The sequence below is a fragment of the Pseudomonas marginalis genome (assembly GCF_001645105.1).
Taxonomy (GTDB): Bacteria; Pseudomonadota; Gammaproteobacteria; order Pseudomonadales; family Pseudomonadaceae; genus Aquipseudomonas; species Aquipseudomonas petroselini.
Genome location: NZ_LKEG01000043.1, coordinates 147,241 through 172,665, shown reverse-complemented (window position 1 = coordinate 172,665; position 25,425 = coordinate 147,241). Strand labels below are relative to the sequence as shown.

27 protein-coding genes and 3 pseudogenes are annotated in these 25,425 nt (G+C 60.4%); 19 read left to right on the top strand and 11 right to left on the bottom strand.

Annotated elements, in window-relative coordinates; translation table 11 throughout:
* Positions 1-41: 41 nt before the first annotated feature.
* A complete protein-coding gene (gene desA, locus AO064_RS17985; RefSeq protein ID WP_012721622.1) occupies positions 42-1,226 on the bottom strand; it encodes a delta-9 fatty acid desaturase DesA in 1,185 nt (394 codons plus the stop codon).
* Between the two features lie 166 nt (positions 1,227-1,392).
* Between desA and dibA the strand changes: the two genes are divergently transcribed.
* The 6 genes from dibA (at position 1,393) to AO064_RS17955 (ending at position 7,807) form a co-directional block, all read left to right on the top strand.
* On the top strand, positions 1,393-3,306 hold the full coding sequence (gene dibA / locus AO064_RS17980) for a phosphodiesterase DibA (RefSeq protein WP_064054181.1): 1,914 nt from the start codon (positions 1,393-1,395) through the stop codon (positions 3,304-3,306).
* A 301-nt stretch (positions 3,307-3,607) separates the two neighbouring features.
* Positions 3,608-3,790 (top strand): sulfur starvation response protein OscA, encoded by a 183-nt coding sequence (oscA, locus tag AO064_RS17975; protein WP_003170956.1) that lies wholly within the window; start codon positions 3,608-3,610, stop codon positions 3,788-3,790.
* A 74-nt stretch (positions 3,791-3,864) separates the two neighbouring features.
* Entirely contained in the window at positions 3,865-4,875 is a 1,011-nt protein-coding gene (locus tag AO064_RS17970) for a sulfate ABC transporter substrate-binding protein (RefSeq protein ID WP_012721624.1), read from the top strand.
* A 243-nt stretch (positions 4,876-5,118) separates the two neighbouring features.
* Positions 5,119-5,937: a sulfate ABC transporter permease subunit CysT gene (cysT, locus tag AO064_RS17965; RefSeq protein WP_012721625.1), complete on the top strand. Its 819-nt coding sequence runs from the start codon at positions 5,119-5,121 to the stop codon at positions 5,935-5,937.
* 13 nt (positions 5,938-5,950) lie between these two features.
* A complete protein-coding gene (cysW, locus tag AO064_RS17960; protein ID WP_012721626.1) occupies positions 5,951-6,823 on the top strand; it encodes a sulfate ABC transporter permease subunit CysW in 873 nt (290 codons plus the stop codon).
* A gap of 3 nt (positions 6,824-6,826) precedes the next feature.
* The gene (locus tag AO064_RS17955) at positions 6,827-7,807 is read left to right on the top strand and encodes a sulfate/molybdate ABC transporter ATP-binding protein (protein WP_046034569.1); all 981 of its coding nucleotides are present in this window, start codon (positions 6,827-6,829) and stop codon (positions 7,805-7,807) included.
* Positions 7,808-7,873: 66 nt separating this feature from the next.
* Here the strand turns inward: AO064_RS17955 and AO064_RS17950 are convergent, their stop codons facing one another.
* The gene (locus AO064_RS17950; protein ID WP_064054180.1) at positions 7,874-8,401 is read right to left on the bottom strand and encodes an Mpo1 family 2-hydroxy fatty acid dioxygenase; all 528 of its coding nucleotides are present in this window, start codon (positions 8,399-8,401) and stop codon (positions 7,874-7,876) included.
* An 83-nt stretch (positions 8,402-8,484) separates the two neighbouring features.
* On the opposite strand from AO064_RS17950, the gene AO064_RS17945 reads away from it, so the two are divergent.
* Positions 8,485-9,171, top strand: a complete 687-nt coding sequence (locus AO064_RS17945) for a Crp/Fnr family transcriptional regulator (RefSeq protein ID WP_064054179.1) — start codon at positions 8,485-8,487, stop codon at positions 9,169-9,171.
* On the opposite strand, the gene uraH is transcribed toward AO064_RS17945, so the two are convergent.
* Both uraH and AO064_RS17935 read right to left on the bottom strand, forming a co-directional pair.
* Positions 9,166-9,576: a hydroxyisourate hydrolase gene (gene uraH, locus AO064_RS17940; protein WP_064054178.1), complete on the bottom strand. Its 411-nt coding sequence runs from the start codon at positions 9,574-9,576 to the stop codon at positions 9,166-9,168. The two genes, AO064_RS17945 and uraH, sit on opposite strands and share 6 nt — an antisense overlap.
* Positions 9,577-9,602: 26 nt before the next feature.
* Complete coding sequence (locus AO064_RS17935) at positions 9,603-10,076, bottom strand: GlcG/HbpS family heme-binding protein (protein ID WP_046034570.1); 474 nt, start codon at positions 10,074-10,076, stop codon at positions 9,603-9,605.
* Positions 10,077-10,176: 100 nt separating this feature from the next.
* Between AO064_RS17935 and AO064_RS17930 the strand changes: the two genes are divergently transcribed.
* Positions 10,177-10,542: a response regulator gene (locus tag AO064_RS17930; RefSeq protein WP_043204631.1), complete on the top strand. Its 366-nt coding sequence runs from the start codon at positions 10,177-10,179 to the stop codon at positions 10,540-10,542.
* 126 nt (positions 10,543-10,668) lie between these two features.
* Here the strand turns inward: AO064_RS17930 and AO064_RS17925 are convergent, their stop codons facing one another.
* Complete coding sequence (locus AO064_RS17925; RefSeq protein WP_064054177.1) at positions 10,669-11,673, bottom strand: AraC family transcriptional regulator; 1,005 nt, start codon at positions 11,671-11,673, stop codon at positions 10,669-10,671.
* 101 nt (positions 11,674-11,774) lie between these two features.
* Here AO064_RS17925 and AO064_RS17920 point away from each other — a divergent pair, with 101 nt between their 5' ends.
* Positions 11,775-12,869 carry a fatty acid desaturase gene (locus AO064_RS17920; RefSeq protein ID WP_064054176.1) on the top strand — a complete coding sequence of 365 codons (1,095 nt, stop codon included), beginning with the start codon at positions 11,775-11,777 and terminating at the stop codon, positions 12,867-12,869.
* On the opposite strand, the gene AO064_RS17915 is transcribed toward AO064_RS17920, so the two are convergent.
* The 3 genes from AO064_RS17915 to AO064_RS17905 all read right to left on the bottom strand — a co-directional run bounded on the left by AO064_RS17915 (position 12,760) and on the right by AO064_RS17905 (position 15,410).
* Positions 12,760-13,695, bottom strand: coding sequence for a LysR family transcriptional regulator (locus tag AO064_RS17915; RefSeq protein ID WP_064054175.1), 936 nt, complete (start codon positions 13,693-13,695; stop codon positions 12,760-12,762). The genes AO064_RS17920 and AO064_RS17915 overlap by 110 nt on opposite strands.
* Before the next feature lie 97 nt (positions 13,696-13,792).
* A complete protein-coding gene (locus AO064_RS17910; RefSeq protein WP_064054174.1) occupies positions 13,793-14,962 on the bottom strand; it encodes a CynX/NimT family MFS transporter in 1,170 nt (389 codons plus the stop codon).
* Complete coding sequence (locus AO064_RS17905; protein ID WP_064054211.1) at positions 14,949-15,410, bottom strand: nucleoside deaminase; 462 nt, start codon at positions 15,408-15,410, stop codon at positions 14,949-14,951. Before AO064_RS17905 ends, AO064_RS17910 begins: the two co-directional genes overlap by 14 nt.
* A 106-nt stretch (positions 15,411-15,516) precedes the next feature.
* Here AO064_RS17905 and AO064_RS17900 point away from each other — a divergent pair, with 106 nt between their 5' ends.
* The 7 genes from AO064_RS17900 (at position 15,517) to AO064_RS17870 (ending at position 21,411) form a co-directional block, all read left to right on the top strand.
* Positions 15,517-16,368, top strand: a complete 852-nt coding sequence (locus AO064_RS17900) for a LysR family transcriptional regulator (RefSeq protein WP_064054210.1) — start codon at positions 15,517-15,519, stop codon at positions 16,366-16,368.
* 238 nt (positions 16,369-16,606) lie between these two features.
* Entirely contained in the window at positions 16,607-17,422 is an 816-nt protein-coding gene (locus AO064_RS17895; RefSeq protein WP_064054173.1) for an energy transducer TonB, read from the top strand.
* Between the two features lie 54 nt (positions 17,423-17,476).
* Entirely contained in the window at positions 17,477-18,196 is a 720-nt protein-coding gene (locus AO064_RS17890) for a MotA/TolQ/ExbB proton channel family protein (protein WP_012721646.1), read from the top strand.
* 1 nt (position 18,197) lies between these two features.
* Complete coding sequence (locus AO064_RS17885) at positions 18,198-18,599, top strand: ExbD/TolR family protein (RefSeq protein WP_010565408.1); 402 nt, start codon at positions 18,198-18,200, stop codon at positions 18,597-18,599.
* 329 nt (positions 18,600-18,928) lie between these two features.
* Positions 18,929-19,510 (top strand): alpha/beta hydrolase, encoded by a 582-nt coding sequence (locus AO064_RS17880; protein ID WP_012721647.1) that lies wholly within the window; start codon positions 18,929-18,931, stop codon positions 19,508-19,510.
* A gap of 49 nt (positions 19,511-19,559) precedes the next feature.
* Positions 19,560-20,480 (top strand): sigma 54-interacting transcriptional regulator, encoded by a 921-nt coding sequence (locus tag AO064_RS17875; RefSeq protein ID WP_064054172.1) that lies wholly within the window; start codon positions 19,560-19,562, stop codon positions 20,478-20,480.
* 148 nt (positions 20,481-20,628) lie between these two features.
* On the top strand, positions 20,629-21,411 hold the full coding sequence (locus AO064_RS17870; protein ID WP_064054171.1) for a MetQ/NlpA family ABC transporter substrate-binding protein: 783 nt from the start codon (positions 20,629-20,631) through the stop codon (positions 21,409-21,411).
* Between the two features lie 426 nt (positions 21,412-21,837).
* On the opposite strand, the gene AO064_RS31300 is transcribed toward AO064_RS17870, so the two are convergent.
* From AO064_RS31300 to AO064_RS17855, 3 genes are all read right to left on the bottom strand, one after another.
* On the bottom strand, positions 21,838-22,116 hold the full coding sequence (locus AO064_RS31300) for a transposase (protein WP_244159531.1): 279 nt from the start codon (positions 22,114-22,116) through the stop codon (positions 21,838-21,840).
* A gap of 254 nt (positions 22,117-22,370) precedes the next feature.
* Positions 22,371-22,664 (bottom strand): type II toxin-antitoxin system RelE/ParE family toxin, encoded by a 294-nt coding sequence (locus AO064_RS17860; RefSeq protein ID WP_064054170.1) that lies wholly within the window; start codon positions 22,662-22,664, stop codon positions 22,371-22,373.
* The gene (locus AO064_RS17855; RefSeq protein ID WP_012721651.1) at positions 22,652-22,924 is read right to left on the bottom strand and encodes a CopG family ribbon-helix-helix protein; all 273 of its coding nucleotides are present in this window, start codon (positions 22,922-22,924) and stop codon (positions 22,652-22,654) included. The genes AO064_RS17860 and AO064_RS17855 overlap by 13 nt, the downstream gene beginning before the upstream one ends.
* A gap of 196 nt (positions 22,925-23,120) precedes the next feature.
* On the opposite strand from AO064_RS17855, the pseudogene AO064_RS17850 reads away from it, so the two are divergent.
* From AO064_RS17850 to AO064_RS17840, 3 pseudogenes are all read left to right on the top strand, one after another.
* Positions 23,121-23,687, top strand: a pseudogene (locus tag AO064_RS17850) (recombinase family protein).
* A 188-nt stretch (positions 23,688-23,875) separates the two neighbouring features.
* A pseudogene (locus tag AO064_RS31070) lies at positions 23,876-24,287 on the top strand (IS481 family transposase); the annotation flags it as partial.
* Positions 24,267-24,973, top strand: a pseudogene (locus AO064_RS17840) (AAA family ATPase); the annotation flags it as partial. The pseudogenes AO064_RS31070 and AO064_RS17840, both read left to right, overlap by 21 nt.
* Positions 24,974-25,425: the final 452 nt, after the last annotated feature.

The window sequence follows — 25,425 nt, the reverse complement described above, 5'->3', positions numbered from 1 at the left end:
AAAAGCTGATGGGCGGGAGGGAAGGCCCTCCCGCCTTGTTGTCATATGGATGCAGGGCGCAGTGAATAGGTCTTCAATTGGTGGGCAAAATCCCGCAGGGACTGGATGCCGCTGGCTTCGGCCTCGTGTACCCATTCCTTGATGGCGGCGAGCATATCGTGGCCATTGGAGCTGGTCTTGAGCCAGATCTGTTGCAGCGCCAGGCGCTTTTCATAGATCACTTTAAGGGCCTGGCTATGCTCCAGCATGCTCTGGATGCGCAGGTGGTGGCGGTCGTCCAGCAAGCTGGTTTCCCGCGACAATAGGCGCTTGGCGCGGTGGAATTGGTGACGAACGGAGTGATCGACCTTTTCCAGTTCCTGCTTGACCAGCGGTCCGATTACCAACTTGCGGTACTGGGCCATGATCTGGAAGCGGTTGTTGAGAATCGCCATGGCGGTGTCCATGTCCAGGTGGCCCTTGCCTTCCACGCGGTGGGCGATGGGCGCAACGCGCTGCACCTTGGCCAGGCGCAGGAAGCTGAACACCTTGATCCACGCCCAACCCAGGTCGAACTCCCATTTCTTCACGGACAGCTTGGCGGAGTTGGGGTAGGTGTGGTGGTTGTTATGCAGCTCTTCGCCCCCAACGATGATGCCCCACGGCACCAGGTTGGTCGCCGCATCACGGCATTCGAAGTTGCGATAGCCCACGGCATGGCCCAGGCCATTGATCACACCGGCGGCCCAGAACGGGATCCACATCATCTGGATCGCCCAGATCGTGATGCCGATGGTGCCGAACAACAGCAGGTCGATCACGCCCATGATCGCCACGCCGAGTAGCGGGTAGGGGGTGTAGAGCTTGCGTTCGATCCAGTCATCCGGGCAGTTCTTGCCGTAGATACGCAGGGTCTCCGGGTTTTCGGCCTCGGCGCGGTAGAGCTCGGCACCTGTGCGCAGCACGGTGGACAGGCCCTTGATGACCGGGCTGTGCGGGTCGTCGACGGTTTCGCACTTGGCGTGGTGCTTGCGGTGGATGGCCGTCCACTCGCGGGTGTTCTGCGCCGTGGTCAGCCACAGCCAGAAGCGGAAGAAGTGTTTCAGGCCTGCATTGAGCTCCAGGGAGCGATGGGCTGAATAGCGGTGCAGATAGACCGTGACCGCAATGATGGTCACGTGGGTCATCAACAGAGTGACTGCCACCAATTGCCAGGCTGACAAGTCAAGAAAACCGTTGTACCACATAGGCTGTATGGCCCTCAGATAAAGAAAAAAACAGCTCACGCATTATCACTAAGCCTACAGAGAAAACCAGCCGCCCTTTCAGATAGGAGTGACTGGATGTTTCTTATTCTATAATCCGCAGCCTTTGTGGGGCGATTATGTTTTTTTGGTAAGGATTACTGACCATATGCTGTTTTCATACCGAGGTGCCCGGTGTGCGGGGCTGGTATATCTGCTGGTTTCGATTACGTGGATAAGCCTGACTGAGCGTTTATTGATCGAGTTTCTCGATAACCCGAGTGCGTTGAACCACTGGCTGCAGGTGCGTGGCTATGTGTGGGTGGCACTCAGTGCCTTGGTGATTTACTTGATCTGCGCCAGGTTTGCCCGTGCCAACCAGCAGCAGCAACCCCTGAAGGAAAACCGTGAACGCCTGCGCCAGGCCGCGGCCGTGTTCGATTGCACCCGCGAAGGCGTGTTGGTCACTGACGCTCAAGGGCTGATCGTGCACGTCAATCGGGCCTTTATGGAAATCACCGGTTACAGCCGTGAAGACGTCATGGGTCGCCAGCCCAGCCTGTTCAAGTCCGGTCGCCATTCGTCGAATTTCTACCAGCAGATGTTCCAGAGCCTGGAGCGCTGTGGCGAATGGAGCGGTGAAATCTGGAACCGACGCAAAAGCGGCGAGATTTATCCACAGTGGCAAACCATCCGTGTAATCCACGATGACCTGGGCCAGGTCAGCCACTACGTGGCAGTGTTTTCCGATATCAGCGCGATCAAGGATTCCGAACACGAGTTGGCCCACCTCGCTCACCATGATCCGCTGACCGACCTGCCCAATCGCCTGCTGTTTACCGATCGCGCCCAGCAGGCGCTGGCGTCGGCGCAAGTCCACAAGCGCGGCTGCGCCCTGCTGTTGCTCGATCTGGACCACTTCAAGATCATCAACGACAGCCTGGGCCATAACGTCGGCGACCAGTTGCTCAAGCTGGTGGGCGAACGGCTCAAGGCACTGTTCGGCCCCGGCGTGACCCTGGCGCGCCTGGGTGGGGATGAGTTCGCCGTGCTGGCGGAAAGTTGTCCACAGGTGGCGCAAGCGGCCAGCTTGGCGCAACGCATGCTGGAGGCGATGAAACAACCGTTCCTCTTCGACGGCCATCAGCTGTTTATCAGCGCCAGTATTGGCATCAGCCTGTTCCCCAATGACGCGTTGAGCGCTGAACAACTGCTGCGCAACGCCGATTCCGCGCTGTTCAAGGCCAAGAGCACCGGCCGTGAGGGCTATGCGCTGTACACCGAAGAACTCACCGCCCACGCGCAAAACCGCGTGGAAATCGCCAGCGAGCTGCGCCGTGCCCTTGAGCAGAAAGAGCTGCGCGTCTACTACCAGCCGGTACACGACCTCAATGGTAGCCGCCTGATTGGCGTCGAAGCGCTGGTGCGCTGGCAGCACCCGGCGCGTGGCCTGCTGCCGCCTGGGGAATTTATCCCGATTGCCGAGCGCACCGGGCTGATTGCCGATATCGATGCCTGGGTGATGGACCAGGCTTGCCGGCAGATGTGCGATTGGTTGGCGCAGGGGGCGCCGTTGAGTTTTATCGCGATCAACGTGTCCAGCCGCCTGTTTGCCCGGCGCGAGCTGTATGAACAGGTTGCCCAAGTGCTGCACGACACCGGCCTGGACCCGGCTTTCCTCGAGCTGGAAGTCACCGAAAGCGCCGTGATGGACGACCCTGAAGTGGCCTTGGAGCAACTGCACCGCTTGCGCGAGCTGGGCTTGCGCCTGGCCATCGATGATTTTGGTACCGGTTATTCGTCGCTGTTGCGCCTCAAGCGCCTGCCGGTGCAGAAGCTCAAGATCGACCAGGGCTTCGTCGCCGGGTTGCCGTGGGATGAGGATGACGCGGCGATCGTGCGCGTGGTGATCGCCCTGGCGAAAAGCATGGGCATGCAGGTGCATGCCGAGGGGATCGAGCAGGAGGAACAGGCGCGCTTCCTGCTCGACCAGCAGTGCGACATGGGGCAGGGGTATTGGTTTGGGAAACCGATGCCGGCGCAGGAAATCGATTGGTCACGGGCCCCCGTAATCAGGCCTTGAAATGCAGTCAAAATGTGGGAGGGGGCTTGCCCCCGATAGCGGTGTATCAGGTTAGAAATTCTTGACTGACCTACCGCCATCGGGGGCAAGCCCCCTCTCACATTTGAATCTGCTCAAGACTTTATTTTTGCGTTCTGGCACAGAACCCGCGCGCAACCTCGCGTCCCATCAGAAAATTCTTTCTGGTTATATAAACATTCTTAAATAGTATTTTTAAGAATATCCGCGCTTATCTACTATCGCCCTCACGCCGCAAGCAGTGCCGCCACTGCGAGGCACTATTCATTTCAGGAGCGAGACCATGAGCGCATCTCTACGTAGCGTCGACGGCCAGGACGAAGCAGCCATTTTGCGTGAGATCCAGAGCGCCCTGCGCGATCTGCGGTTTGGCGCGGTGGAAATCACGGTGCACAACGCCCAAGTGGTTCAGATTGAACGCAAAGAGAAATTCCGTTTGCAGAATCCGGGTAACAAACCGAGCTAAGCAAGAACGGCGATTCGCATGCTAGACCCGCAACTATAAGAAAAAGCCAACACCCCAGAATTTCAGGAGCTCCTATGTCGTCGATTCGCCGTTATGCCCTGGCCGCCCTGGCCAGCGCCGTGTTTGCAGGTTCCGCGGTTGCCAAGGACTACGAGTTGCTCAACGTCTCGTACGACCCTACCCGTGAGCTGTACCAGGACTACAACGCTGAGTTCACCAGCTTCTGGAAACAGTCTCACCCGGGCGACAACGTCAAGATCCAGCAATCCCACGGCGGTTCGGGCAAACAAGGCCGTGCCGTGATCGACGGCCTGCGCGCCGACGTGGTCACCCTGGCCCTGGCCGGTGACATCGACGAAATCGCCAAGCTGGGCAAGACCCTGCCGGAAAACTGGCAGACCCGCCTGCCGGATGCGAGCACCCCGTACACCTCGACCATCGTGTTCCTGGTGCGCAAGGGCAACCCTAAAGGCATCAAGGATTGGGGCGACCTGATCAAGAAAGACGTGTCGGTGATCACCCCGAACCCGAAAACCTCCGGCGGCGCCCGCTGGAACTTCCTCGCCGCCTGGGCTTATGGCCTGAAAACCGGTGGCAGCGAAGCCAAGGCCCAGGAATACGTGAAAGAGCTGTTCAAGCATGTTCCTGTGCTGGACACCGGTGCTCGCGGTTCGACCATCACCTTCGTCAACAACGGTCAGGGTGACGTGTTGCTGGCTTGGGAGAACGAAGCGTTCCTGGCCCTGAAAGAGGACGGCGGCGCCGACAAGTTCGATATCGTCGTGCCTTCCCTGTCGATCCTCGCCGAGCCTCCGGTGGCCGTGGTCGACAAGAACGCCGAGAAAAAAGGCAACACCGAGATCGCCACCGAATACCTGAAACACCTGTACAGCCCGGCTGGCCAGGAGATTGCGGCGAAGAACTTCTACCGGCCACGCGATGCAAAAGTGGCCGCCAAATACGCCCAGCAGTTCCCGAAACTGGACTTGGTGACTATCGACAAAGACTTCGGCGGCTGGAAAACTGCCCAACCGAAATTCTTTAACGACGGTGGCGTGTTCGACCAGATCTACACCGCGCAGTAAACCAAAGTACCTGTAGGAGCCCACTTTCTGTGGAGAGGCCCTTACTGTGGCGAGGGAGCTTGCTCCCGCTGGAGCGCGAAGCGCTCCCAAACCGGTATCCGCGTTGCACCTGGTGCAACTCGGTTGTCTGATTTTGGGGCTGCTTCGCAGCCCAGCGGGAGCAAGCTCCCTCGCCACAGTAAGTTACCTCTACATTTACGGCGCGCTCCTACAGTGGTTTCTACCCTTTAACCAAGGACTCTTATGTCGCGTCGTATCTCCCCCGTCATACCCGGCTTCGGGCTGACGCTGGGCTACACCGTGGTGTACCTCAGCCTGATCGTACTCATCCCCCTCGCGGCGATGTTTGTACACGCCGCTCAACTCACCTGGGATCAGTTCTGGAACATCATCTCCGCACCGCGTGTGCTGGCGGCGTTGCAACTGAGCTTCAGCACGGCGCTGTACGCCGCGTTGATCAACGGCGTGATCGGCACACTGCTGGCCTGGGTGCTGGTGCGCTACACCTTCCCCGGTCGCAAGATCATCGATGCGATGATCGACCTGCCCTTCGCCCTGCCCACCGCCGTCGCCGGTATCGCCCTGACGGCGCTGTACACGCCTAACGGCCTGGTCGGCCAGTTCGCCGCGGACCTGGGCTTCAAGATCGCCTACACGCCGCTGGGCATCACCCTGGCGCTGACCTTCGTCACCCTGCCGTTCGTGGTGCGCACGGTGCAGCCGGTGTTAGCCGATATTCCCCGGGAAGTCGAAGAAGCCGCCGCCTGCCTGGGTGCCAAGCCGTTGCAGGTGTTCCGCTACATCCTGGTGCCTGCGTTGCTGCCGGCCTGGTTGACCGGTTTCGCCCTGGCGTTTGCCCGTGGCGTCGGTGAGTACGGTTCGGTGATCTTCATCGCCGGCAACATGCCGATGAAAACCGAGATCCTGCCGTTGCTGATCATGGTCAAACTCGACCAATACGACTACCGCGGCGCCACCTCCATCGGCGTGCTGATGCTGGTGGTTTCCTTTGTCCTGCTGCTGCTGATCAACTTGTTGCAGCGGCGCATCGAACGTCCATAAGGAGGCGCGGAACATGTCCCAATCGTCTATTTCCGCCGCGTCCTCGGCCAACGCCGCCCGCCGTGGCAGTGCTGCGTCCCGACGCATCCTGATCGGCCTTGGCTGGCTGGTGTTCGCACTGTTCCTGCTGTTGCCGCTGTTGATCGTGGTGACCCAGGGCCTGAAAAACGGCCTCGGTGCGTTCTTCACCGCGATCCTTGAGCCGGACGCGCTGTCGGCGCTGAAACTCACGGTGATCGCCGTGGTGATTTCGGTGCCGCTCAACCTGGTGTTCGGCGTCAGCGCCGCGTGGTGCGTGAGTAAGTACTCGTTCCGTGGCAAGAGCATCCTGGTGACGCTGATCGACCTGCCGTTCTCGGTGTCGCCGGTCATCGCCGGTTTGGTCTACGTGCTGATGTTCGGCGCCCAGGGCTTCTTTGGCCCTTGGCTGCAGGAGCACGACATCCAGATCGTGTTCGCCTTGCCTGGCATCGTGCTGGCGACCATCTTCGTCACCGTGCCCTTCGTGGCCCGTGAACTGATCCCGCTGATGCAGGAGCAGGGCACCCAGGAAGAAGAGGCCGCGCGCCTGCTCGGTGCCAATGGCTGGCAGATGTTCTGGCATGTCACCGTGCCGAACATCAAATGGGGCCTCATCTACGGCGTGGTGCTGTGTACCGCACGGGCGATGGGTGAGTTCGGCGCGGTGTCGGTGGTGTCCGGCCACATTCGCGGCGTGACCAACACCCTGCCGCTGCACGTCGAGATTCTCTACAACGAATACAACCACGTTGCCGCGTTTGCGGTGGCGAGTCTGCTGCTGATCCTGGCGCTCTTCATCCTGCTGCTCAAGCAGTGGAGCGAGAACCGTATTAACCGCCTGCGCGCCGGTGCGGCTGAGGAATAAGTCATGTCGATCGAAGTCCGTAATGTCAGCAAGAACTTCAACGCCTTCAAGGCCCTTAACAGCATCAATCTGGACATCCAGAGTGGCGAGTTGGTGGCCTTGCTCGGCCCGTCCGGCTGCGGCAAGACCACCTTGCTGCGCATCATCGCCGGTTTGGAAACCCCGGATGACGGCAGCATCGTGTTCCACGGTGAAGACGTGTCGGGCCACGATGTGCGTGATCGCAACGTCGGCTTCGTGTTCCAGCACTATGCGTTGTTCCGCCACATGACGGTGTTCGACAACGTGGCGTTCGGCCTGCGCATGAAACCGAAAAACCAGCGCCCGAATGAAAGCCAGATCGCGGTCAAAGTGCATGAGCTGCTGAACATGGTGCAACTGGACTGGCTGTCCGATCGCTACCCGGAGCAACTCTCCGGTGGCCAGCGCCAGCGTATCGCCCTGGCCCGTGCCCTGGCGGTGGAACCGAAAGTGTTGCTGCTGGACGAGCCCTTCGGCGCCCTCGACGCCAAGGTGCGTAAAGAACTGCGCCGCTGGCTGGCGCGCCTGCACGAAGACATCAACCTGACCTCGGTGTTCGTGACCCACGACCAGGAAGAGGCCATGGAAGTCGCCGACCGCATCGTGGTGATGAACAAGGGCGTGATCGAGCAGATCGGTTCACCGGGTGACGTCTACGAAAACCCGGCCAGCGATTTCGTCTATCACTTCCTGGGTGATTCGAACCGCCTGCACCTGGGTGAAGACCAGCACGTGCTGTTCCGTCCACACGAAGTGTCGCTGTCGCGTCATGAGCTGGAGGATCACCACGCCGCTGAAGTGCGGGATATTCGCCCGCTCGGCGCGACAACCCGTGTGACGTTGAAGGTGGAAGGCCAGAGCGAGCTGATCGAAGCTGAAGTGGTGAAGGACCACGACAGCCTGACCGGTTTGGCCCGTGGCGAGACCCTGTTCTTCAAGCCCAAGGTCTGGCAAAAAGCTTAAAAGCCCACCCAATATTCCATCGGGGAATGGGATCTGAATGTGGGAGGGGGCAAGCCCCCTCCCACATCAGACTTCGCTAGGCTTTAGATCACGACGAATTACCGGCCCCGACCGCTCTTCAATCTGCTGCTTGAGCCCCTGGCGCAACCCCAGCAGAAACGCCAACTCTGCCACCACAAACAACGGCCCCACAATCAGTCCCGACACGTCATCCACAAACGCGGGCTTGCGGCCTTCGTAATAGTGGCCGACAAACTGGATCACCCAGCCCACCACAAACATCCCCACGCCGCTGCTGAGCCACACCAGCGTGCTTTGCGCCGCCAGCACATGCCCGGCCCACACCGACAGGCCCATCAGCACCGTCATAAGCACACCCAGAGCCAGCTCCAGGCGCAGGTAAAACCACGCCGACAACAGCGCGACAATCACGGCGGGGGACATCCACAGGCTGCCCACGGCCCATTCGGGGCGCGACAGCAGCACGGCAACTGCCACCACAATCAACGGGATGCCGATAAAGTGGCTGGCGATATTGCGCGGGTCGCGATGGTAGGCGGCGTATTGACTGAGATGGTCGACGAGGCTTTTCATTGTTATTCCTCCTGTAGGATGTTTGATCATGCCCTGTCAGCCTGTGGCGAACTGTCAGCTGGGCGACAATCTTCGGAGTTCACATGGACGCAGACAAATGGCACGCCCGGCTGGGCTGTGGCCACTGGTTCCGTCATCTGCCTTCAGACTTGCAGCGTAGCTTGCTGGCAGCGGCCCGGCCACGCTCGCTGACGGCAGGACAGTTGCTGTTCAAGCGCGGTGATCCCCCGTGCGGTGTGTATGCAGTGCTGGAAGGTGGGGTGCGTATCAGTGCAGTGAATGCCCAGGGCAAGGAAGCGGTATTGAGCCTGGTTGAGACGCCTTACTGGTTCGGCGAAATCTGCCTGTTCGATGGCCTGCCGCGTACCCATGATGCCCTTGCCATGGGGCCATGCACATTACTGCAGGTGCCGCAGGCGGCAATGCTCGGCATCCTGGAGCGGCATCCGTCGTATTGGCGCGATGTAGCCCTGTTGATGAGCCACAAACTGCGCCTGTCATTGATCAATATCGAGCAGATGAGCCTGATGCCCGCGTCGGCGCGGCTGGCCCATCGGCTGCTGATGATCGCTGAAGGCTACGGGGAGATAGAACAGGCCCGCCGCGTGCTGCACCTGCCTCAGGAGGATCTTGCGGCAATGCTGGGCCTGTCGCGCCAGACCATTAACAGTCTGCTCAAGACGCTGGAGCAACAGGGCGTCATTGAGCTCAGTTACGGCGCGATTGAGATACTCGATTTCAATGGCCTGCGGCTGTCTGCGGGCCTATGAGCCGCGATACGTAGAGAACCCGTACGGGCTGAGTAGCAGCGGGATGTGGTAATGCTGGTCGGCCTGTTTGACTCGGAAAATGACCGGCACTTCTGGGAAAAAGGTCTCGCGGTTGGCCTTTTTGTAGTAATCGCCCGTCTTGAACACCACACGGTACTCACCCGGCTTTATGCTGCGATTGGCGGGAAACAGTTCGCTAATGCGTCCCTGCTGGTTGGTGACGCCTTGGGACAGCGACTGCCATTGGTCGCCCACGTGCTCTTCCAGGGTGACGCTGACCCCGGCACTCGGCAGGCCATTTTCAAGGTTGAGCACATGCACGCTCAACGGATTGCCGTCGGCCAGTGCCAGGTTGCACAGGCCGCTCAGGCTGAGGGCGGCAAGGGTCATGCTTAGGGTTTTCATCGAGAAGTCCTTTTGACAGGGGAGACTCAAGGGGTGGTTTTTAAGCCCAGTTGCTCGGCGGCTTGCAGGGCACAGGCTTCGTCCTGTGCCGCGCCGCCGGCACCTGCGATGCCCAGCGCGCCGACCAGTTCAGCCTCGGCAAACAGCGGCACGCCGCCGCCGAGCAACAGCAACTCGGGCAAGCTGTTAAGGTTGGCCGCTTCGGGATTGTTGCGAGCGCGCTCGGCAAACACGCGGGTCGGGGTTTTTGTCGACAGCGCGGTGTATGCCTTGCGTTGGCTGGCGAGGCTGTTGTGCGGGCCGACGCTATCGGCTCGCAGGGCCACCAGCAGGTTGCCGCCGCGGTCCAGCACGGTCAGTGCGGCGGTGCAGTGCGTCAGGCTGGCATCGGCCAATTGGCGCGCAGTGCGCAAATCAAGGTCGGCATGACGCGGCAAGAGGGGCGTAGCCTGAGCGGCCGTGCAGGCGGCGAGGCTCAGGAACAAGGCAGTGCGATACATGGTGAAGGCTCCTTAAAACAGGCCATCACGTTAGCCAGCGGGCAGGGTCAGAAGCCGCACAATTTGATGACAATTTTGTAATCAAACTACGAGGTAACGCATGCAGGTGTTGTTAGTGGAAGATCAGCCCCAGCTGGCGCAGCGCATGGCTCAAGGTCTGAGCGAGGCTGGCTTCACGGTAGAAGTCGCGGCGAATGGCATGGCGGCATTGCGCTTTGTTGAAAGTACCGAATACGACCTGGTTATCCTGGATGTGATGTTGCCGGGTCTGAATGCCTGGAAGCTGCAACAGGCCATTCGGCAGAAGGGGCAGACGCCGCTGCTGTTCCTGACCACGCCGGGCGGGATTGAAGATCGCCTGCGCGGGCTGGAATTGCATGAGGATGACTATTTGCTCAAGCCGTTTGAGGCCAAGGCGCTGGTGGCGCGGGTGAAGAAAGTGTTGCGGCGTGATCGCGGGCGCTGATTGATCAGGTATTTTTGCTGCCTGAGCCATCGCCATCGCGGGCAAGCCCCCTCCCACAGGGGAATGCATTTCAAATGTGGAAGGGGGCTGCTCCCGATGAGGCCATCACCATCACCCCAAACCTACCTACCGCAACCCATCCCGAAACTGCCCCGGCGTCATCCCCGTCCAACGCTTGAACGCGCGGTTGAAGCTGCTGGTATCGGCAAACCCGAGTAAATGACTGATCTCGGCCAATGAGCAGTTCGGGTCGCGCAGGTGCAGCAATGCCAGGTTCTCCCGGCATTCATTGAGCAACGTATCAAACCGGCAGCCCTCATCCGCCAAGTGCCGCTGCAAGCTGCGCAGGCTCAGGTGCAAGGCCTGGGCGATGCGTTCGGCACTCGGCTCGCCATCCGGCAATTGCGCCTCGATGGCCGCGCGTACCTTGCGTTCCCAGGTCAACGGTTGCAGTTGGGCGAGGGTGCGCTTTAGCACGGTCTCATTGTGTTCGGCCAGTTCCGGGTTGGCATCGTCCAGGTGGCTGTCGAAGTCATGGGCGGCGAATTCCAACGCGTCTTCCTCGGCACCAAAAAACACCGGTGCGCGAAATACCGTGTGCCAGGGGCTGGGCTCGGCAGGTTCAGGGCGCCGCAAGTGAACGGCCAAGGGGGCGTAATCGCGGCCTAGGCGGTTACGGCAGGTGCGCACATAGATCGCCGCGAAGGCATCGATGGCTTCCAGCGCCGGTGCCGGACTGCCTGGGGGCTGCAGCAGGCGAAAGCGATAACGCTCGCCTTCGCGACTGAGCTCCAGCGTCAGCGCATCGCTGACCACCTGGTGATACCGCACGATGCGCTCGAACACCTCGCGCAAGCTGCCGCTGGCCACCAACGCATAGCCTAAGGCATGAAAGGTGGTGGGGCTGACAAACCGCGACACCCGCAAACCAATCGCCGGATCCCCGCTGGCCTGCACCGCCAGTTCCCACAAGCGCGTGGTGGCCGACAGCGGGTAGCGTGCATTGGGGTCGTCCATCTGTTGTGGGTCGAGCCCGGCTTGCACGCACAACGCGGCGCTGTCGAGGCCCAGGGCGTCGAGCTGCTTGCGCAGGGCGCGGGTCCAGCTGGCGAGGGAAGTCGGTTCGGTCATGGCGATTGGCGCTTGCGGTCAACAGGTTGGCGTGTGGGGCTAGCGTCCTGCGGGAAGCTCTGGTGCAGGATGTAACCATCAATAAATAAGAGGATGGGAGCATGGACGGTACTTCTGCAAGTCCCCAGCAGATGAACGCGCAACAGCGTTCGGCGCATATCCGTGAAGTGGTGCTGGCCGAGGGCGTGCGACTGCGCCGGCAGCACCCCTGGTTGCTGCATCAGGACGCGCTGGGCGCGGGCATCCTGGCGTTTGCGCTGGTCGGCATGGTGGGTTCGGCGGCGCTCTACATCACGGGGCACATGGCCTGGTGGGCGTGCCTGCTGCTCAATGCGTTCCTGGCGTCACTGACCCACGAGCTGGAACACGACCTGATCCACAGCATGTACTTTCGCAAACAGCGCGTGCCGCACAACCTGATGATGGGCCTGGTGTGGCTGGCGCGGCCGAGCACCATCAACCCGTGGGTGCGCCGGCACCTGCACCTCAACCATCACAAATTCTCCGGTACCGAAACCGATATGGAAGAGCGCGCCATCACCAACGGCGAGCCGTGGGGTTTTGCGCGCTTGCTCATGGTCGGCGATAACGTCATGTCGGCGTTTATCCGCATCCTGAGGGCCAAAACCTGGAAGCACAAACGAGCGATCATCAAGCGCTCGCTGCTGGTGTACGCACCGCTGGCGCTGCTTCATTGGGGCGCGTGGTACATCTTCCTCGGCTTCCATGCCGCCAATGGTATTGCGGGTCTGATGGACACGCCGATTGAATGGTCGGCCGCTACCGTGCAGATGATGCACGTGATCGATATCGCCGCCGTGGTGATCATCGGGCCCAACGTGCTGCGCACCTTTTGCCTGCATTTCGTCAGCTCCAACATGCACTACTACGGCGATGTGGAATTGGGCAACGTGATCCAGCAGACCCAAGTGTTGAACCCCTGGTGGATGTGGCCGTTGCAGGCGTTCTGCTTCAACTTCGGCAGCACCCATGGCATCCACCATTTTGTGGTGAAGGAGCCGTTTTACATCCGCCAGATGACGGCCAAGGTGGCGCACACAGTGATGGCCGAGATGGGCGTGCGCTTCAATGATTTCGGGACGTTCGCGCGGGCCAATCGGCTGGGTTTTCCACCGCCTGCAGGGTTTCGATCAGCGCCTTCGCCGCAGGCGACAAACGCACCCCAGCGCGGCTGATTATCCCACTGCGGTTGTGCAGGCTGTCCAGATTGTGCGGCAGGTTGCGCCAGTGCAGCACGTGCAACTCGCCGCTGGCGAATGCGTCGACAAACGCTTCTTCAGCGCCCAGGCCGATGGCGTCGGAGTGCCGCACGATGCTGGCCAGCGCGGCAAACTGCTCCAGCTCGATCGCGGGCGCAAAGTCGACGCGCCCGCTGAGGTTGGCCAGCAGCTTGCGAATGCCCGGCGCGATCAGCGGCGTGGCCAGCGGGTAGCCGAACAGGTCGTTGGTGGACAGGCTGTCCTTGGCCAGCAGCGGGTGCCCGTCGCGGCAGAAAAACACCGTGCGTCTTGGGCTCAAGGCGTGGGTCTGGAAGCTCGGGTCGGCCTCGAAGTGACGCACATCGGCGATAAAAAACTCGATCTCTTCACGGCTTAGGCTACGCCCGAGTTTTTCCCAGTTATCCACCTGCAAAACGCTGCGCACCTTGGGGTAGGTGGAGATAAAGCGCGCCATGGCCTGGGGCACCAGGTTCACCGCCGCCACGGCATCGCTGCCGAAGCGCACCTCACCGGCGTCGAGTTTGGTCATGCGCGTAACTTCATGGCTCAGCAAGGCCGCGCCTTGCACCAGGCTCAAGGCGTGTTGCAGCACCACCTGGCCTTCGGGGGTGGGGCGCAAGTCTTTATTCGCGCGGTCGACCAGCACACAGCCGAATTCCTGTTCGAGGCCCTGGATGCTGCGGCTGAATGCCGGTTGGGTGATGCCCATGGCGTCCGCAGCGCGCACGAAACTGCGGTGCTCGTTGAGGGCGATGAAGTAGCGCAGTTGGCGAAGGTCCATGGTGTGCCCGGCATCCTGTGGGAGAACCGGGATTTTAAGGGGGTTGCTTATTCCGTCAACGAAGCTTGTTTGTTTTATATAGATCTTAAATGCATATCTATAGAGCGGGCGCCGTGCGATAGGTGGCCGGGCTGAACACTCGCGTCACCACCAGCATCGCGACCGCCGTCACCGTCAGCACCCCCCAGGCGCTGACAAAACTACCGGTGAGTTCACGCAGCCAGCCGGTCAGCCACGGCGAAATCGCATTGATCAAAAAGCCCACGCCCTGCACGAACGCCGCCAGTTGCCCGGCCTGGCGCGGGTCGCGGTGGTGATCGAGGGTCAGCAGCAGGCTCAGCGCAAAACACGCGCCCAGACCGAAGCCGCACAACGCGACCCACAGATGGGGGAACTGCAACGGCGCGATCAACAGGCCGAGATAGCCGATGGTCTGGGCCAGCAGGCTGATCCACAGCAGCGGGCGACGGTCGACCCCGCGTTGCGCCAACGCCGGCATCAGCAACGCGGCGATCACCTGGAAGATTGTCATGAACGCCAGCAACGAACCACTGGGCAACACGCCCCAACCCAGTTGCTGATAGTAGGCGGGCAGCCACGCCACCAGGCTCATGTAGCCGCAATTCACCAAGCCGAAATACAGCGCCAGCAGCCACGCGCGACGATTGCGCAGGCCCTGAAAGGCAGGTGCTACCTGTGGGTTTTTCGCTGCGCCCAGCGGCAACCAGGCCCACAGCAGTAGCGCGGCCAATGCCGGCAACAGCCAAACCCCAAGCCCGGCCTCCCAGTGCTGGAAATGACCGGCCACCACCGGACTGAGCAGCGCCGCGAGGCCGCCGCCGGCCATCAACGATGCTGAATACACGCCCATCGCCACCGGCACGCGCTGATGGAATTCACGCTTGATCATCGCTGGCACCAACGCCTGGATCAGCGCCACACCGGCACCGCCAAGCAATGCGGTCACCAGCAACGTCGAACCCTGGCCCATCAGCCAACGGGCCAGGCACGCCAGCAGGATCATCACCAGGCCCAGGGCGATGCCGCGCCGTTCACCCAATTGCGCTTCGACGCGTATGCCTACCAGCGCCACCAAGCCCATGCACACTACCGGCAGGCTGGTGAGCAGGGCGCTGCTCTGGAAACTCAGGCCGGTGGCCTGGCGAATCTCGCCGAGCAACGGGCTGATGGAGCTGAGGATCGGGCGCAGGTTCAGGCCCAGGACCACCAGCAGGCCCCAGCCGGCGAGGGATTTATTCAGGGGCATGCAGGCTGTTCCATTCGCGATACAGGGCGGTCATGGCCGCATCGGGCAGGTGCTGGATCGGCATGCGTTGTTCGTCCAAGGGCAAGCCCACTTGTTGCCCGATCGCCGCCGTCGACAACCCGAAGGGCTCGGCCATGGCATTGCTGGCGGCAAACACCACGCGCTCTACCCCGCACAGGTACAGGGCGCTCAGGCACATCGGGCAGGGCTGGCCGCTGGCATAGATCACGCACCCGTCCAGGCGCGCGCCGAGCTGTCGGCTGGCAGCACGGATCGCCAGCAGCTCGGCGTGAGCGGTGGGATCCTGGGTCAGGTGGATTTCATTCACGGCTTCAGTCAGCACTTCGCCGTTGTGCGTCACTACCGCGCCAAACGGCCGGCCCCCTTGGGCGACATTGGTCTGGGCCAGTCGGATGGCGCGTTGCAGGTGCTGTTGATCGTCGGTCATTGGGATCCCTCTGGGCAGGACGGAGGGTGAAGTATGGGCAGCCGCCGAGGTATTCTGAAATTAAATATAACCATGCCAACCAGTGGAAAATGGAATGGTGAGCGCCATGTTTGATCCCGTGTTGTTGCGCAGCTTTGTTGCCGTGGTCGATTGCGGCAATTTCACCCGCGCCGCTGAGCGCCTGCACCTGACGCAGTCCACCGTCAGCCAGCAGATTCGTCGCCTGGAAGAAGCGCTGGCGTGCCAGTTGCTGGACCGCAACCAGCGCCGTGTGGTGGCCACCGCCGAGGGCGAACGCCTGTTGGCCTATGCACGGCGCATCCTTGCGCTGCATGAAGAAGCCGCCGATGTATTGATCAACCAGCAAAGCGACGGTGTGCTGCGCCTCGGTGTGCCGGAAGACTTCGCCGCCGAGCGCCTGATGCCGCTGCTTTCGTCGTTTGTGCAGGCCTATCCCCGCGTGCGCCTGGAAGTCACCAGCGGCCTTGGCCCCGAGTTGCAGCGCCAGTACCGCAGCGGCGAGTTCGACGTATTGCTGGTCAAGCAGATGGGCGACAGCGATGACTGCCTGGCCTCGTGGCCGGAGCCGCTGTGCTGGGTCGACAGCCGCAGCACGCCGTCCCTGGGGCGTGACCCCCTGCCGTTGGTGGCCTTTCCGGTGGGCGGCCTGTACCGCAACGAAATGCTGCAACACCTGGAAGTGAGCGGCTGGCGCTGGCGCATTGGCTACTCCAGCGCCAGCCTGGCCAGCGTGTGTTCGGCGGTGGCGGCGGGGTTGGGTATCAGTTTGTTGCCCCGTCGAGTCGTGCAGGCCGGGCATGTTGTGCTGGGGCCGGACAGCGGTTTGCCCAGGGTCCAAGGTGTGCGATTGGCGTTGTATGGCCGCACTGGCCTGGGTACGGCAGGGCAGAGCCTGCAACGCCAATTGCTCGATTTGTGTGCAAACAGCCCTGCCTGATCCATGCCTTTACTGAATATTTTTTATGCCTGAAAGGCATCTCAAGACAGCGCCTCGGCGCCAGGCCTTGCAGGGCGTGGCTTTGCCATTTCAGCCTGTTTCATTTATTCAATTTGGATCTATGTATAACTTTAAAGATTACTTTAAGAGATAAGCGTCTGGCACCGATGATTCAGCCCTCGACGGCCTTCCACCCAGGCCAGTCGGTTTTTTGTTTCAAAACCGAGGGAGTGAATCAATGGGCAATGTCCAGACCGCCGCCAGTGCACACGAGGCGCAATGGCGCCAGGCACCGAGTGGCGAGTTGGTCGACCTTGGCCGGCCGCACCGCGCGCCGTTGGGGCAATTGCGAACGCAGAAAACCCCAAAGCGCTTCTCCAGCCGCCGCGAAGGGATCCTGCTCGGTCTGTTGGTACTGGCCCTGCACGGTGCGGTGATTTATTGGGTAAGCCAGAAACCCACTCCGGTGCTGCCGATTGTGCCGCCGGAAATTCCGCCGATGACCATCGAATTTTCCCAGCCGGCACCGCCGGTGGTGGAACCGCCGCCGCCTGTGCCGCCGCCCCCTCCGCCCCCCGTGGTCGAGCCACCGCCGCCGGTGGTGGATGAGTTGGCCGCCAAGCCGGCGCCGCCCAAGCCGATTCCAAAACCTAAGCCCAAGCCGGTGCCAAAGCCTGAGCCCAAGCCCGCACCGAAACCGGTCGAGCAGGCGCCCACGCCACCGCAACCGGCACCACCGGCCCCCGCGCCCGCTCCGCCTGCGCCAGCCCCGGTGACACCGGCTTCGGCCAACGCCGCGTACCTCAAGAACCCGGCGCCGGAGTACCCGTCACTGGCCCAGCGTCGCGGTTGGGAAGGCACGGTGTTGTTGCGGGTGCATGTATTGGCCAGCGGCAAGCCGGGTGAGATCCAGATCCAGAAAAGCAGCGGTCGCCAGCAACTCGACGACGCCGCACTGACCGCCGTGAAGCGTTGGAGCTTCGTGCCGGCCAAGCAGGGCGATGTGGCCCAGGATGGCTGGGTCAGCGTACCGATCGATTTCAAGATTCACTAACTATTGCGCTGCGGTGTGTTGCACACGCCGCGACCTGTACAGAGGGGAAACATCATGGCATTAGCATCTCCACTTGAATCCATCGAAAGCGCGGTGATCTGGCTGCTGGTGGTTTTTTCGGTCGCCACCTGGGGCCTGGCCCTGCTCAAGGGCGTGCAGTTCGGTCGCCTCAAGGCCCAGGATCGCAGGTTCCACAAACAGTTCTGGGCGGCGTCGAGTCTCGACTCCGCCGCCGAACTGGCCGAAACCCAGCCAGGCGCTGCTGCCCGTGTCGCCCAGGCCGGTTATGCCGCGATCCAGGTGGGTGAAACCCCGCACGCCGCCGACCTGAGCCAGGCGATCAATCATCAGGACCGTCTCGAACGTGCCCTGCGCCAGCAGATCGTGCGGGAGCGTCGCTCCCTGGAAACCGGCCTGGCCGTGGTCGCCAGCATCGGTAGCACCTCGCCGTTTATCGGCCTGTTCGGCACCGTGTGGGGGATCATGGAAGCGCTCAAGGGCATCAGCGCCGCCGGTTCCGCCAGCCTCGAAACCGTGGCCGGTCCGATCGGTGCAGCACTGGTTGCGACGGGCGTGGGTATCGCTGTCGCGGTGCCGGCGGTGCTGGTCTACAACTATTTCCTGCGTCGCCTGAAACTGACGGCTGCCGACCTGGATGATTTTGCCCACGACTTCTACAGCCTGGCGCAGAAGAATTCGTTCCGCGTGCTGCTGCACCCTGCCCTGACCAAGCATGCACCCGGCAACCCGCAGAAAGTGAAGGAGGCGTCCTGAGATGGCCTTTTCCACGCAAGACAGCGATGAGGTGCTGAGCGAGATCAACGTCACGCCGCTGGTGGACGTGATGCTGGTACTGCTGGTGGTGTTTATCGTTACCGCGCCGCTGTTGACCAACGCGATCCCGATCAACCTGCCCAAGACCGAGGCCGTGGCCCCGGTGGAGCAGAAAGACCCGCTGGTGGTGAGCATCGACGGCGCCGGCAAACTGTTTATCAACAAGGACGAAATCCAGCCGGACCTGCTGGAGTTCAACCTGCAGGCGGCGAAGGCCAAGGACCCCGATGTGCGGGTGCAACTGCAGGCTGACGATGGCGTGAACTACGGCGAAGTGGCGCGAGCCATGGCGTCTATCGAGCGCGCGGGGATTACCAAGCTGTCAGTGATTACCGCACGTTAGTTGCAACGCTTCCACCAATAGCCTCGATAATTTTTTGGCCGTTTCCTTGGCAGGGTGCGGCCTTTTTTTTGCCTGGGATTTACTGAACACCCCCGAGTCCCTATGTGGAACCTGGTCAATGTGGGAGGGGGCTTGCTCCCGATAGCAGTGGGTCAGTTGATACAGGTGGCGGCTGATACACCGCCATCGGGAGCAAGCCCCCTCCCACAGTTTGATCTTCATCGGTTTTGATATTTTGGTTATTAATAAATATCTTCTTATTCCTTAACGAATATAACCCTCGTCCCTATACTGTTCAGCAACGTTAAACGCTGCAGGAGGGCACACCCATGCACAGCGAGTCGATTCGTTACCTGATCGTGCCGGGCTGGCAAGGATCGCCAGAAGATCATTGGCAAAGTCATTGGCAGAACAGCCTGCCCAACAGCGCCCGTGTGGAACAGGCCGACTGGCTGACGCCACGGCGCGAAGACTGGGTCGCCGCGCTGGCCGAGGCCATTGCGGCCGACAGCACGCCAGTGATCCTGATCGCCCATAGCCTGGGCTGCATCACCGTGGCGCATTGGGCGGCCACCGCGCCAGTGCAGTTCCTGCGCCAAGTGCGTGGCGCCTTGCTGGTGGCTCCGGCCGATGTCGAACGCCCGGCGTGCTCGCCTGCCCTGCGCAACTTTGCGCCGATTCCGACCGACTTGCTGCCGTTTCCCACCCAGGTGGTCAGCTCCGATAACGACAGCGCCGTCAGCGCTCCCCGGGCCGTGGAACTGGCGCGTAACTGGGGCGCTGAAGCCGGCATTCTGTCCGGTGCCGGCCATATCAATGTGAAGTCCGGCCACCAGCGTTGGGAGCAGGGTTTCGCCTACCTTTATCGCCTGCAAAGCCGCCTTGAGCATCACGCCCGGCGCACTGCCTGACTATCTTTAAACGCCCCGTCCCTGAGTGGATTTGGGGCGGGAGCCTGCCATGAGCCTGCATGAAACCTACGGCCAGCCACTGCTGACCTTCCCCGACGCGGAAAAAAGCCCGCTGAGCATTCGCGCCAAAGCGTTGGTCTTTGTTGATCCACGCTCGCGGCAACTGCGCGAAGACTTGGAAAGCCTCGCGCCGCGCGCCTTACCGGTGCTGATTCGCGGCGAGACCGGCAGCGGTAAAGAGCTGCTGGCGCGGCACATCCACCGTGGCAGCGACCGCACCGGCCTGTTTGTCTCGGTCAATTGCGGCGCCATCAGCCCGACCTATGCCGATGCCGAGTTGTTCGGTTATGCGGCCGGTGCCCACAGTGGCGCGGCCAGCAGCCGGGCGGGGTGGTTCGGTTCGGCGAATGGCGGCACCTTGTACTTGGATGAGATCGGCGACTTGCCGCTACCGATCCAGGTAAAACTGCTGGCCGCGCTGGAAAACCATGAAGTCACCCGCGTCGGCGCCCATCAGCCCAGCCCAGTGGATGTGCGCCTGGTGGCGGCCACCAGCATCGACTTGGCCCAGGCCGTGGCCGTCGGCAAGTTCCATGAGCGCTTGTTCCATTACCTGAGCGAAGGCCAGCTGGACTTGCCCGCCTTGCGCGAGCGTGTCGGTGACATCCTGTCCCTGGCCGAGTATTTCCTGGGCATCTACAGCCAGCGCCTGGACCTGCCGGTGCCCCTGATCAGCGACGCCGCCCAGCGCGTGCTGGAGCACCACACCTGGCCGGGCAATACCCGTGAGCTGGAAAACGTTATTCACTTTGCATTACTGGTCAGCAGCGGCGACGAGATTTTGCCCGAGCATCTGAATTTGCCTGTGGGGGGCACGCCGTTGGAGCAGGTACAGCGAATTTTCAACACGGCCAGCCCCGCCGAGCAGGAAGCCTTGCGCAGCTTTCTGCGTGAACAAGCCACTACATGAGCAAAATGGAATATCAACGTGAATAAAAGATATTGTTCGGGAATAAAAAATATAGGTATTGTCCCTCCCACGCCGCGATAGCACTTCGCTGGCACACCACATAAAAACGGCCGTCAGAGACGACCCGGAATTTCGATAAGGACACTGCATGAAAAAGGTTCTGTTGTTTACCGCACTGGCGGCTGCCCTGACTACTGGCTTCGCCCAGGCAAACGAGAAACTGGTGGTGGCCGCGACCCCAGTGCCGCACGCCGAGATCCTCGAATTGGTCAAGCCAACCCTCGCCAAAGAAGGCGTGGACTTGGAAATCAAAGTCTTCACCGACTACGTACAACCTAACGTGCAGGTGGCTGAGAAGCGCCTGGATGCCAACTACTTCCAGACGCTGCCGTACCTGGAAAACTTCAACAAGGGCAAGGGCACCAACCTGGTCACCGTGGTTGGCGTGCACGTTGAACCCTTCGGCGGTTACTCGAAAAAGATCAAGAACATCTCCGAGCTGAAAGATGGCGCCACCGTGGCCATTCCTAACGAAGGCTCCAACAGCGGCCGCGCCCTGTTGCTGCTGCAGAAAGCCGGTGTGATCACCCTGAAAGATCCGACCAACGCCCTGGCCACGCCAAAAGACATCGCCAGCAACCCCAAGAACCTGAAGTTCAAAGAGCTGGAATCGGCCCTGCTGCCACGCGTGCTGGATCAGGTTGACCTGGACTTGATCAACACCAACTACGCCCTGGAAGCTGGCCTCAACCCAGCCAAGGACGCGCTGATCATCGAAAGCGCTGACTCGCCATACGTGAACTTCCTGGTGGCTCGCCCGGACAACAAGGACAGCGACGCTATCCAGAAACTGTCCAAGGCCCTGACCAGCCCGGAAGTCAAAGCTTTCATCGAGAAGAAGTACAACGGTGCGGTAGTGCCTGCGTTCTGATGTAACTGAAAACCCCCTTCAAGGTTTCAACGCCGATGGCTTATATAGCGTCGGCGTTTTTTATGCCTGAAATTTGGAATGCAATCCAAATGTGGGAGGGGCTTGCCCCCGATTGCAGTGTGTCAGCCAATCAATCTGTAACTGATACACCGCCATCGGGGGCAAGCCCCCTCCCACATTTGATCTTCATCTCACAGCGGATATTTCGGTGTTTTACAGGGCTCTGCTATTTGTAGCGGCTTGCAATCGAAAACAACCGTGCTCGCAATCAGCGCAGTTTTCTGCTCAGATTAATTGCGAGCGAGCTTGCATTCAGCGACATCGGCTTGCATTCCATCGTCTCCGGCTCACATTAACTGCAACTGAACATCCTCCCCCTCAGGCAGCCCAAGAGGTCACTTTTGCATTGCTGGTGACAGAGGCTATTCAACTGGCAAGCTGCTTGATGCGCTCCACCCATCGTCCGAATGCTTCGTTCGCGTAGTCCAGCACCTGGGGTTCTGCTCCCTGCTCACGTAGGGAGGTCTTGAAGTTGTCCAAGTCAGACAGCCATTGCCCATGCAATCTTTCCAGATCCTTGATATGTGGCTGGAGAACTTGCAGGTTCTCGCCCGCATGAAGTGCCTGATAGCCGCGCTTCAGCGTGGCTGCCATTGTCAGCAGTTGAGCCCCCATTTGCTTATGCTGTTCGGAGAACTCGGCCATGCCGTGATAGGGCCGCGATGGCTTGTTGCGTTAGGCTTCGGATGCTTCTTCCATGATACGGGCGTAGCGGTAGAACCCAGGGAGCTCGTGGGACAGCGCCATGAGCTGCTGGTCGGACGTACTGACCCAAATTTGATGCACGTGTCCCATCATGCGATTGATGACGGCCTACGCCTCGATGACACCTTCGACGGCGAGTTGCAGCATCTGCTGATCTATCCTCGCGGCCAGTTGGCGGAATTCGTTTATGCTCATCAGTTTACCGCCTCTTTTTGGTGTCGGAATGCCAGGACATACACCGCATCAGCGGTCGGCTCGTGGTGATACAGAGCCACATAGCCAGAATCCCCGAAAGCAATCACCAACTCGCGCAGCTCTGGCATTTCAGGGAATGGCCGACCAATGTCGGGGGCTGTTTCCAGCAGCAAGAATTGCCGTTCGATGGCCTGACCGGCCCGCTTCGCGGCTTCCGGCGCCTTTGCGGCCAAGAACTGTCGGCATCGCTCCAATCCTTGCGCCGCGTCTTCGGTGACGATTACTTGCGGCACTCAGGCACCGCCTTTTCGTCTTCGGTGCCCCAGGTGTTCAACCAGGTACGCACTTCCTGGCCGGTCAGGTGTCGACCGGTTTCCTGATAGGCCGCCCAGGATGCCAAGGCTTCCTGCTTGAAGCTCTCGCGGGCTTCCTCACGCTCGACATATTGCTGGATGGCTTCGAGCATGATCCAGTGGGACGAGCGGCGGCGCTGGCTGGCGAGGTGCTGGACGCGACCTTTTAGGGTGTCATCAATCTTGAGAGACGTGGCCATAGTTGGCTTCCTATTACAGAGTAATACCTAGTGATACTCTAGTTCTGCCGACCCTGTCCGTCAAACGTAGGTTTGTTGGGCATCAGGTTGAGATGAGATCGTCCGCTCCGGACGCCGCATTATCTGTATCCAGTAACAGCTTCCAATTTTCAATATCCGACTACACCGAATTTTCATTGAATATATGGACGAAACCATGCTGATTGGATATGTCCGTGTCTCAACCGACGACCAACTCCTCGATCTGCAACGCGATGCATTGGAGAAAGCAGGCTGTGAGCGCGTGTTCGAAGACACCGCCAGCGGTGCCAAAGCCGAGCGAGTAGGTTTGACTGCCTTGCTGACCACGCTACGCCGAGGAGATACCTTAGTGCTTTGGCGTCTGTATCGTCTTGGTCGCTCGCTGAAGGATTTGATCCGGTTGGTCGGGCAGTTGGACGCCGCTAGCGTCAGCTTGCAAGAAAGCATCGACACCGCTTCGAGTGCTGGACGTTTGATATTTCAGCTGTTCGGTGCCCTGGCCGAGTTCGAACGCAACTTGATTCGTGAGCGCACCCAAGCGGGGGTTGTCAGCAGCACGAGCACGCGGGCGTAAGGGCGGGCGTAAGAAAAGGCTCGACCCGCCAAGCAAGAACTGACTTTGCGCCTGTACCGCGAGCGAAAACACACCGTGGCAGAGATCTGCCGTTTGATGGGAATCGGACTTTCGACGCTCTACAACTATCTGACCGAGGCCGAGCGCAATGCCCAGCGGGCGGCATAGCGCCATCCCTGACGAATCGCTGACGCAGTTGCGGCAGCGGCTCGACCGTTTGCCGAAGAAAAGCCGGAGCGAGCTACCCAGGTGGCCGCGATAGCGGAGTTGTGTGGCGTGTCTCCCAGCACCGTGTACCGGGCGTTGAACCTTATCCATAAACCCCATGCGGCTCACCGTGCCGAAGTGCCTACTCCAACTTTCCGTTCCAAGGCCGCCCGAAGATGATCTACCTGGGCAATGGCCGGGTGGCCAAGCGCCGCGTTTTCCAGAACGTCATGCAGGCACTGGGCATCAAGTGGCAGACACATATTCCCGCCGGCAAGGATGGAACACTTACAACTGCTCGCTCAAAGGGCAAGGTTGAACGGCCATTTCGCACCGTCAAGGAAGCCCATGAGACGCTGTATCACTTCCACAAGCGCGGGCCAACGAATGGCTGATGCGTTACCTGGTGCGCACCTACAATGTGCAGAGCCATCGCAGCGAGCGCATTCACGAATTGAGGACTGGCAGTTCAATCTGACCGATGAAGGCATTCGTGAGATGTGTACCTGGGAACAATTCTGCCGCTTTGCCCGCGAGCCCGAACGCCGCCTGATTGCACTCTGTGGTGTCATCGGCAGCGGCAAAACTGTGATGCTGCGACGACTTCAACAGGTGATGGAGGCGTAGTAGAAAATCACCGTCTCCAAATCCCTAGCCATCGAGAAGCACAGCATCAGGCTGGCCACCTTCATCGCTGCGCTCCTACGACTTGTCTACCGAAAAGCAGGTGCGCATTCTGACCCAGGCCGAAAAGCGTGAGCGTGACTTGCGCGAACTGGTGAGGAAGAACAAGCGCCCGGTGGCCCTGTTCGTGGATGAGGCCCATGACCTCAACGGGCATGCCCTAACAGGGCTCAAGCGCTTGATGGAGCTGGTCGAGGACGGCGAAGGCCGGCTATCGGTAGTGCTGGCCGGGCATCCCAAACTGCGTAACGACCTGCGTCGCCGAACGATGGAGGAAATCGGCTACCGCACTGACATCTTCTCGCTCGACGGCATCGCCGGCAGTCAGCGTGAGTACATTCACTGGCTGCTGGAAACCTGCACGGAGGACAAGGTCGAGGCTGAATCGATTCTGACCGAGGAAGCAATTGAGCTACTCGACACCAAGCTGCGCACGCCGTTGCAAATTCAAGCAGTTCGACGCCACGCCCACCGAGATCAAAGCGCTGTTCAGCAACGCGCTTGATCCGGCCCGAGCCGCTGAACTGCGTGACAAAATGCTGGCCGCAGGGCTGCCGATTTGATTCGGGCCGAAGACCGGTCAGTTGCAGTTATGTGAGCCGAAAACTGCGCCGATTGCGAGCACGGCTGTTTTCGATTGCAAGCCGCTACACTTATGTATTGAAGTCAGGGTGGGCTTTATGCCTTATGCATTATGACCGCAAATAAAAAACCAGCCAGCTTAACTGGCTGGTATAAACCGCAAGGCGGTCATTAAACTAAGTCAGCACTCCATATAATCGGATGATGTCGTTATTGAGTAGTAATGTCGATAGGGGTACTCCAAGTCCCGCTACCGCCTGGTACATCTGTTAGTTGGGCTCTATACGTACCTGGTGGAGCAGAAATGTTAAGAGTGAAATTCCCCGCCGCATCAGCCATAGTGGACCCCAGAAGCCCCCCGCTACCTGTAATACATGCGTAAACTGGGTCGTGCGGCCGGTTAACGGTGCCGGAAATTACAGCATTTCCTGGT

Excerpts from the sequence above, each read along its gene's own strand:
- AO064_RS17970 (WP_012721624.1), top strand. The coding sequence starts at position 3,865 with ATGTCGTCGATTCGCCGTTATGCCCTGGCCGCCCTGGCCAGCGCCGTG.
- AO064_RS17880 (WP_012721647.1), top strand. The coding sequence starts at position 18,929 with ATGCACAGCGAGTCGATTCGTTACCTGATCGTGCCGGGCTGGCAAGGA.
- AO064_RS17885 (WP_010565408.1), top strand. The coding sequence starts at position 18,198 with ATGGCCTTTTCCACGCAAGACAGCGATGAGGTGCTGAGCGAGATCAAC.
- AO064_RS17955 (WP_046034569.1), top strand. The coding sequence starts at position 6,827 with ATGTCGATCGAAGTCCGTAATGTCAGCAAGAACTTCAACGCCTTCAAG.
- AO064_RS17890 (WP_012721646.1), top strand. The coding sequence starts at position 17,477 with ATGGCATTAGCATCTCCACTTGAATCCATCGAAAGCGCGGTGATCTGG.
- cysT (WP_012721625.1), top strand. The coding sequence starts at position 5,119 with ATGTCGCGTCGTATCTCCCCCGTCATACCCGGCTTCGGGCTGACGCTG.
- AO064_RS17910 (WP_064054174.1), bottom strand. The coding sequence starts at position 14,962 with ATGCCCCTGAATAAATCCCTCGCCGGCTGGGGCCTGCTGGTGGTCCTG.
- dibA (WP_064054181.1), top strand. The coding sequence starts at position 1,393 with ATGCTGTTTTCATACCGAGGTGCCCGGTGTGCGGGGCTGGTATATCTG.
- AO064_RS17870 (WP_064054171.1), top strand. The coding sequence starts at position 20,629 with ATGAAAAAGGTTCTGTTGTTTACCGCACTGGCGGCTGCCCTGACTACT.
- AO064_RS17945 (WP_064054179.1), top strand. The coding sequence starts at position 8,485 with ATGGACGCAGACAAATGGCACGCCCGGCTGGGCTGTGGCCACTGGTTC.
- AO064_RS17905 (WP_064054211.1), bottom strand. The coding sequence starts at position 15,410 with ATGACCGACGATCAACAGCACCTGCAACGCGCCATCCGACTGGCCCAG.
- AO064_RS17935 (WP_046034570.1), bottom strand. The coding sequence starts at position 10,076 with ATGTATCGCACTGCCTTGTTCCTGAGCCTCGCCGCCTGCACGGCCGCT.
- uraH (WP_064054178.1), bottom strand. The coding sequence starts at position 9,576 with ATGAAAACCCTAAGCATGACCCTTGCCGCCCTCAGCCTGAGCGGCCTG.
- AO064_RS17895 (WP_064054173.1), top strand. The coding sequence starts at position 16,607 with ATGGGCAATGTCCAGACCGCCGCCAGTGCACACGAGGCGCAATGGCGC.
- cysW (WP_012721626.1), top strand. The coding sequence starts at position 5,951 with ATGTCCCAATCGTCTATTTCCGCCGCGTCCTCGGCCAACGCCGCCCGC.
- AO064_RS17855 (WP_012721651.1), bottom strand. The coding sequence starts at position 22,924 with ATGGCCACGTCTCTCAAGATTGATGACACCCTAAAAGGTCGCGTCCAG.
- AO064_RS17920 (WP_064054176.1), top strand. The coding sequence starts at position 11,775 with ATGGACGGTACTTCTGCAAGTCCCCAGCAGATGAACGCGCAACAGCGT.
- AO064_RS31300 (WP_244159531.1), bottom strand. The coding sequence starts at position 22,116 with ATGGCCGAGTTCTCCGAACAGCATAAGCAAATGGGGGCTCAACTGCTG.
- AO064_RS17900 (WP_064054210.1), top strand. The coding sequence starts at position 15,517 with ATGTTTGATCCCGTGTTGTTGCGCAGCTTTGTTGCCGTGGTCGATTGC.
- oscA (WP_003170956.1), top strand. The coding sequence starts at position 3,608 with ATGAGCGCATCTCTACGTAGCGTCGACGGCCAGGACGAAGCAGCCATT.
- desA (WP_012721622.1), bottom strand. The coding sequence starts at position 1,226 with ATGTGGTACAACGGTTTTCTTGACTTGTCAGCCTGGCAATTGGTGGCA.
- AO064_RS17875 (WP_064054172.1), top strand. The coding sequence starts at position 19,560 with ATGAGCCTGCATGAAACCTACGGCCAGCCACTGCTGACCTTCCCCGAC.
- AO064_RS17950 (WP_064054180.1), bottom strand. The coding sequence starts at position 8,401 with ATGAAAAGCCTCGTCGACCATCTCAGTCAATACGCCGCCTACCATCGC.
- AO064_RS17925 (WP_064054177.1), bottom strand. The coding sequence starts at position 11,673 with ATGACCGAACCGACTTCCCTCGCCAGCTGGACCCGCGCCCTGCGCAAG.
- AO064_RS17930 (WP_043204631.1), top strand. The coding sequence starts at position 10,177 with ATGCAGGTGTTGTTAGTGGAAGATCAGCCCCAGCTGGCGCAGCGCATG.
- AO064_RS17915 (WP_064054175.1), bottom strand. The coding sequence starts at position 13,695 with ATGGACCTTCGCCAACTGCGCTACTTCATCGCCCTCAACGAGCACCGC.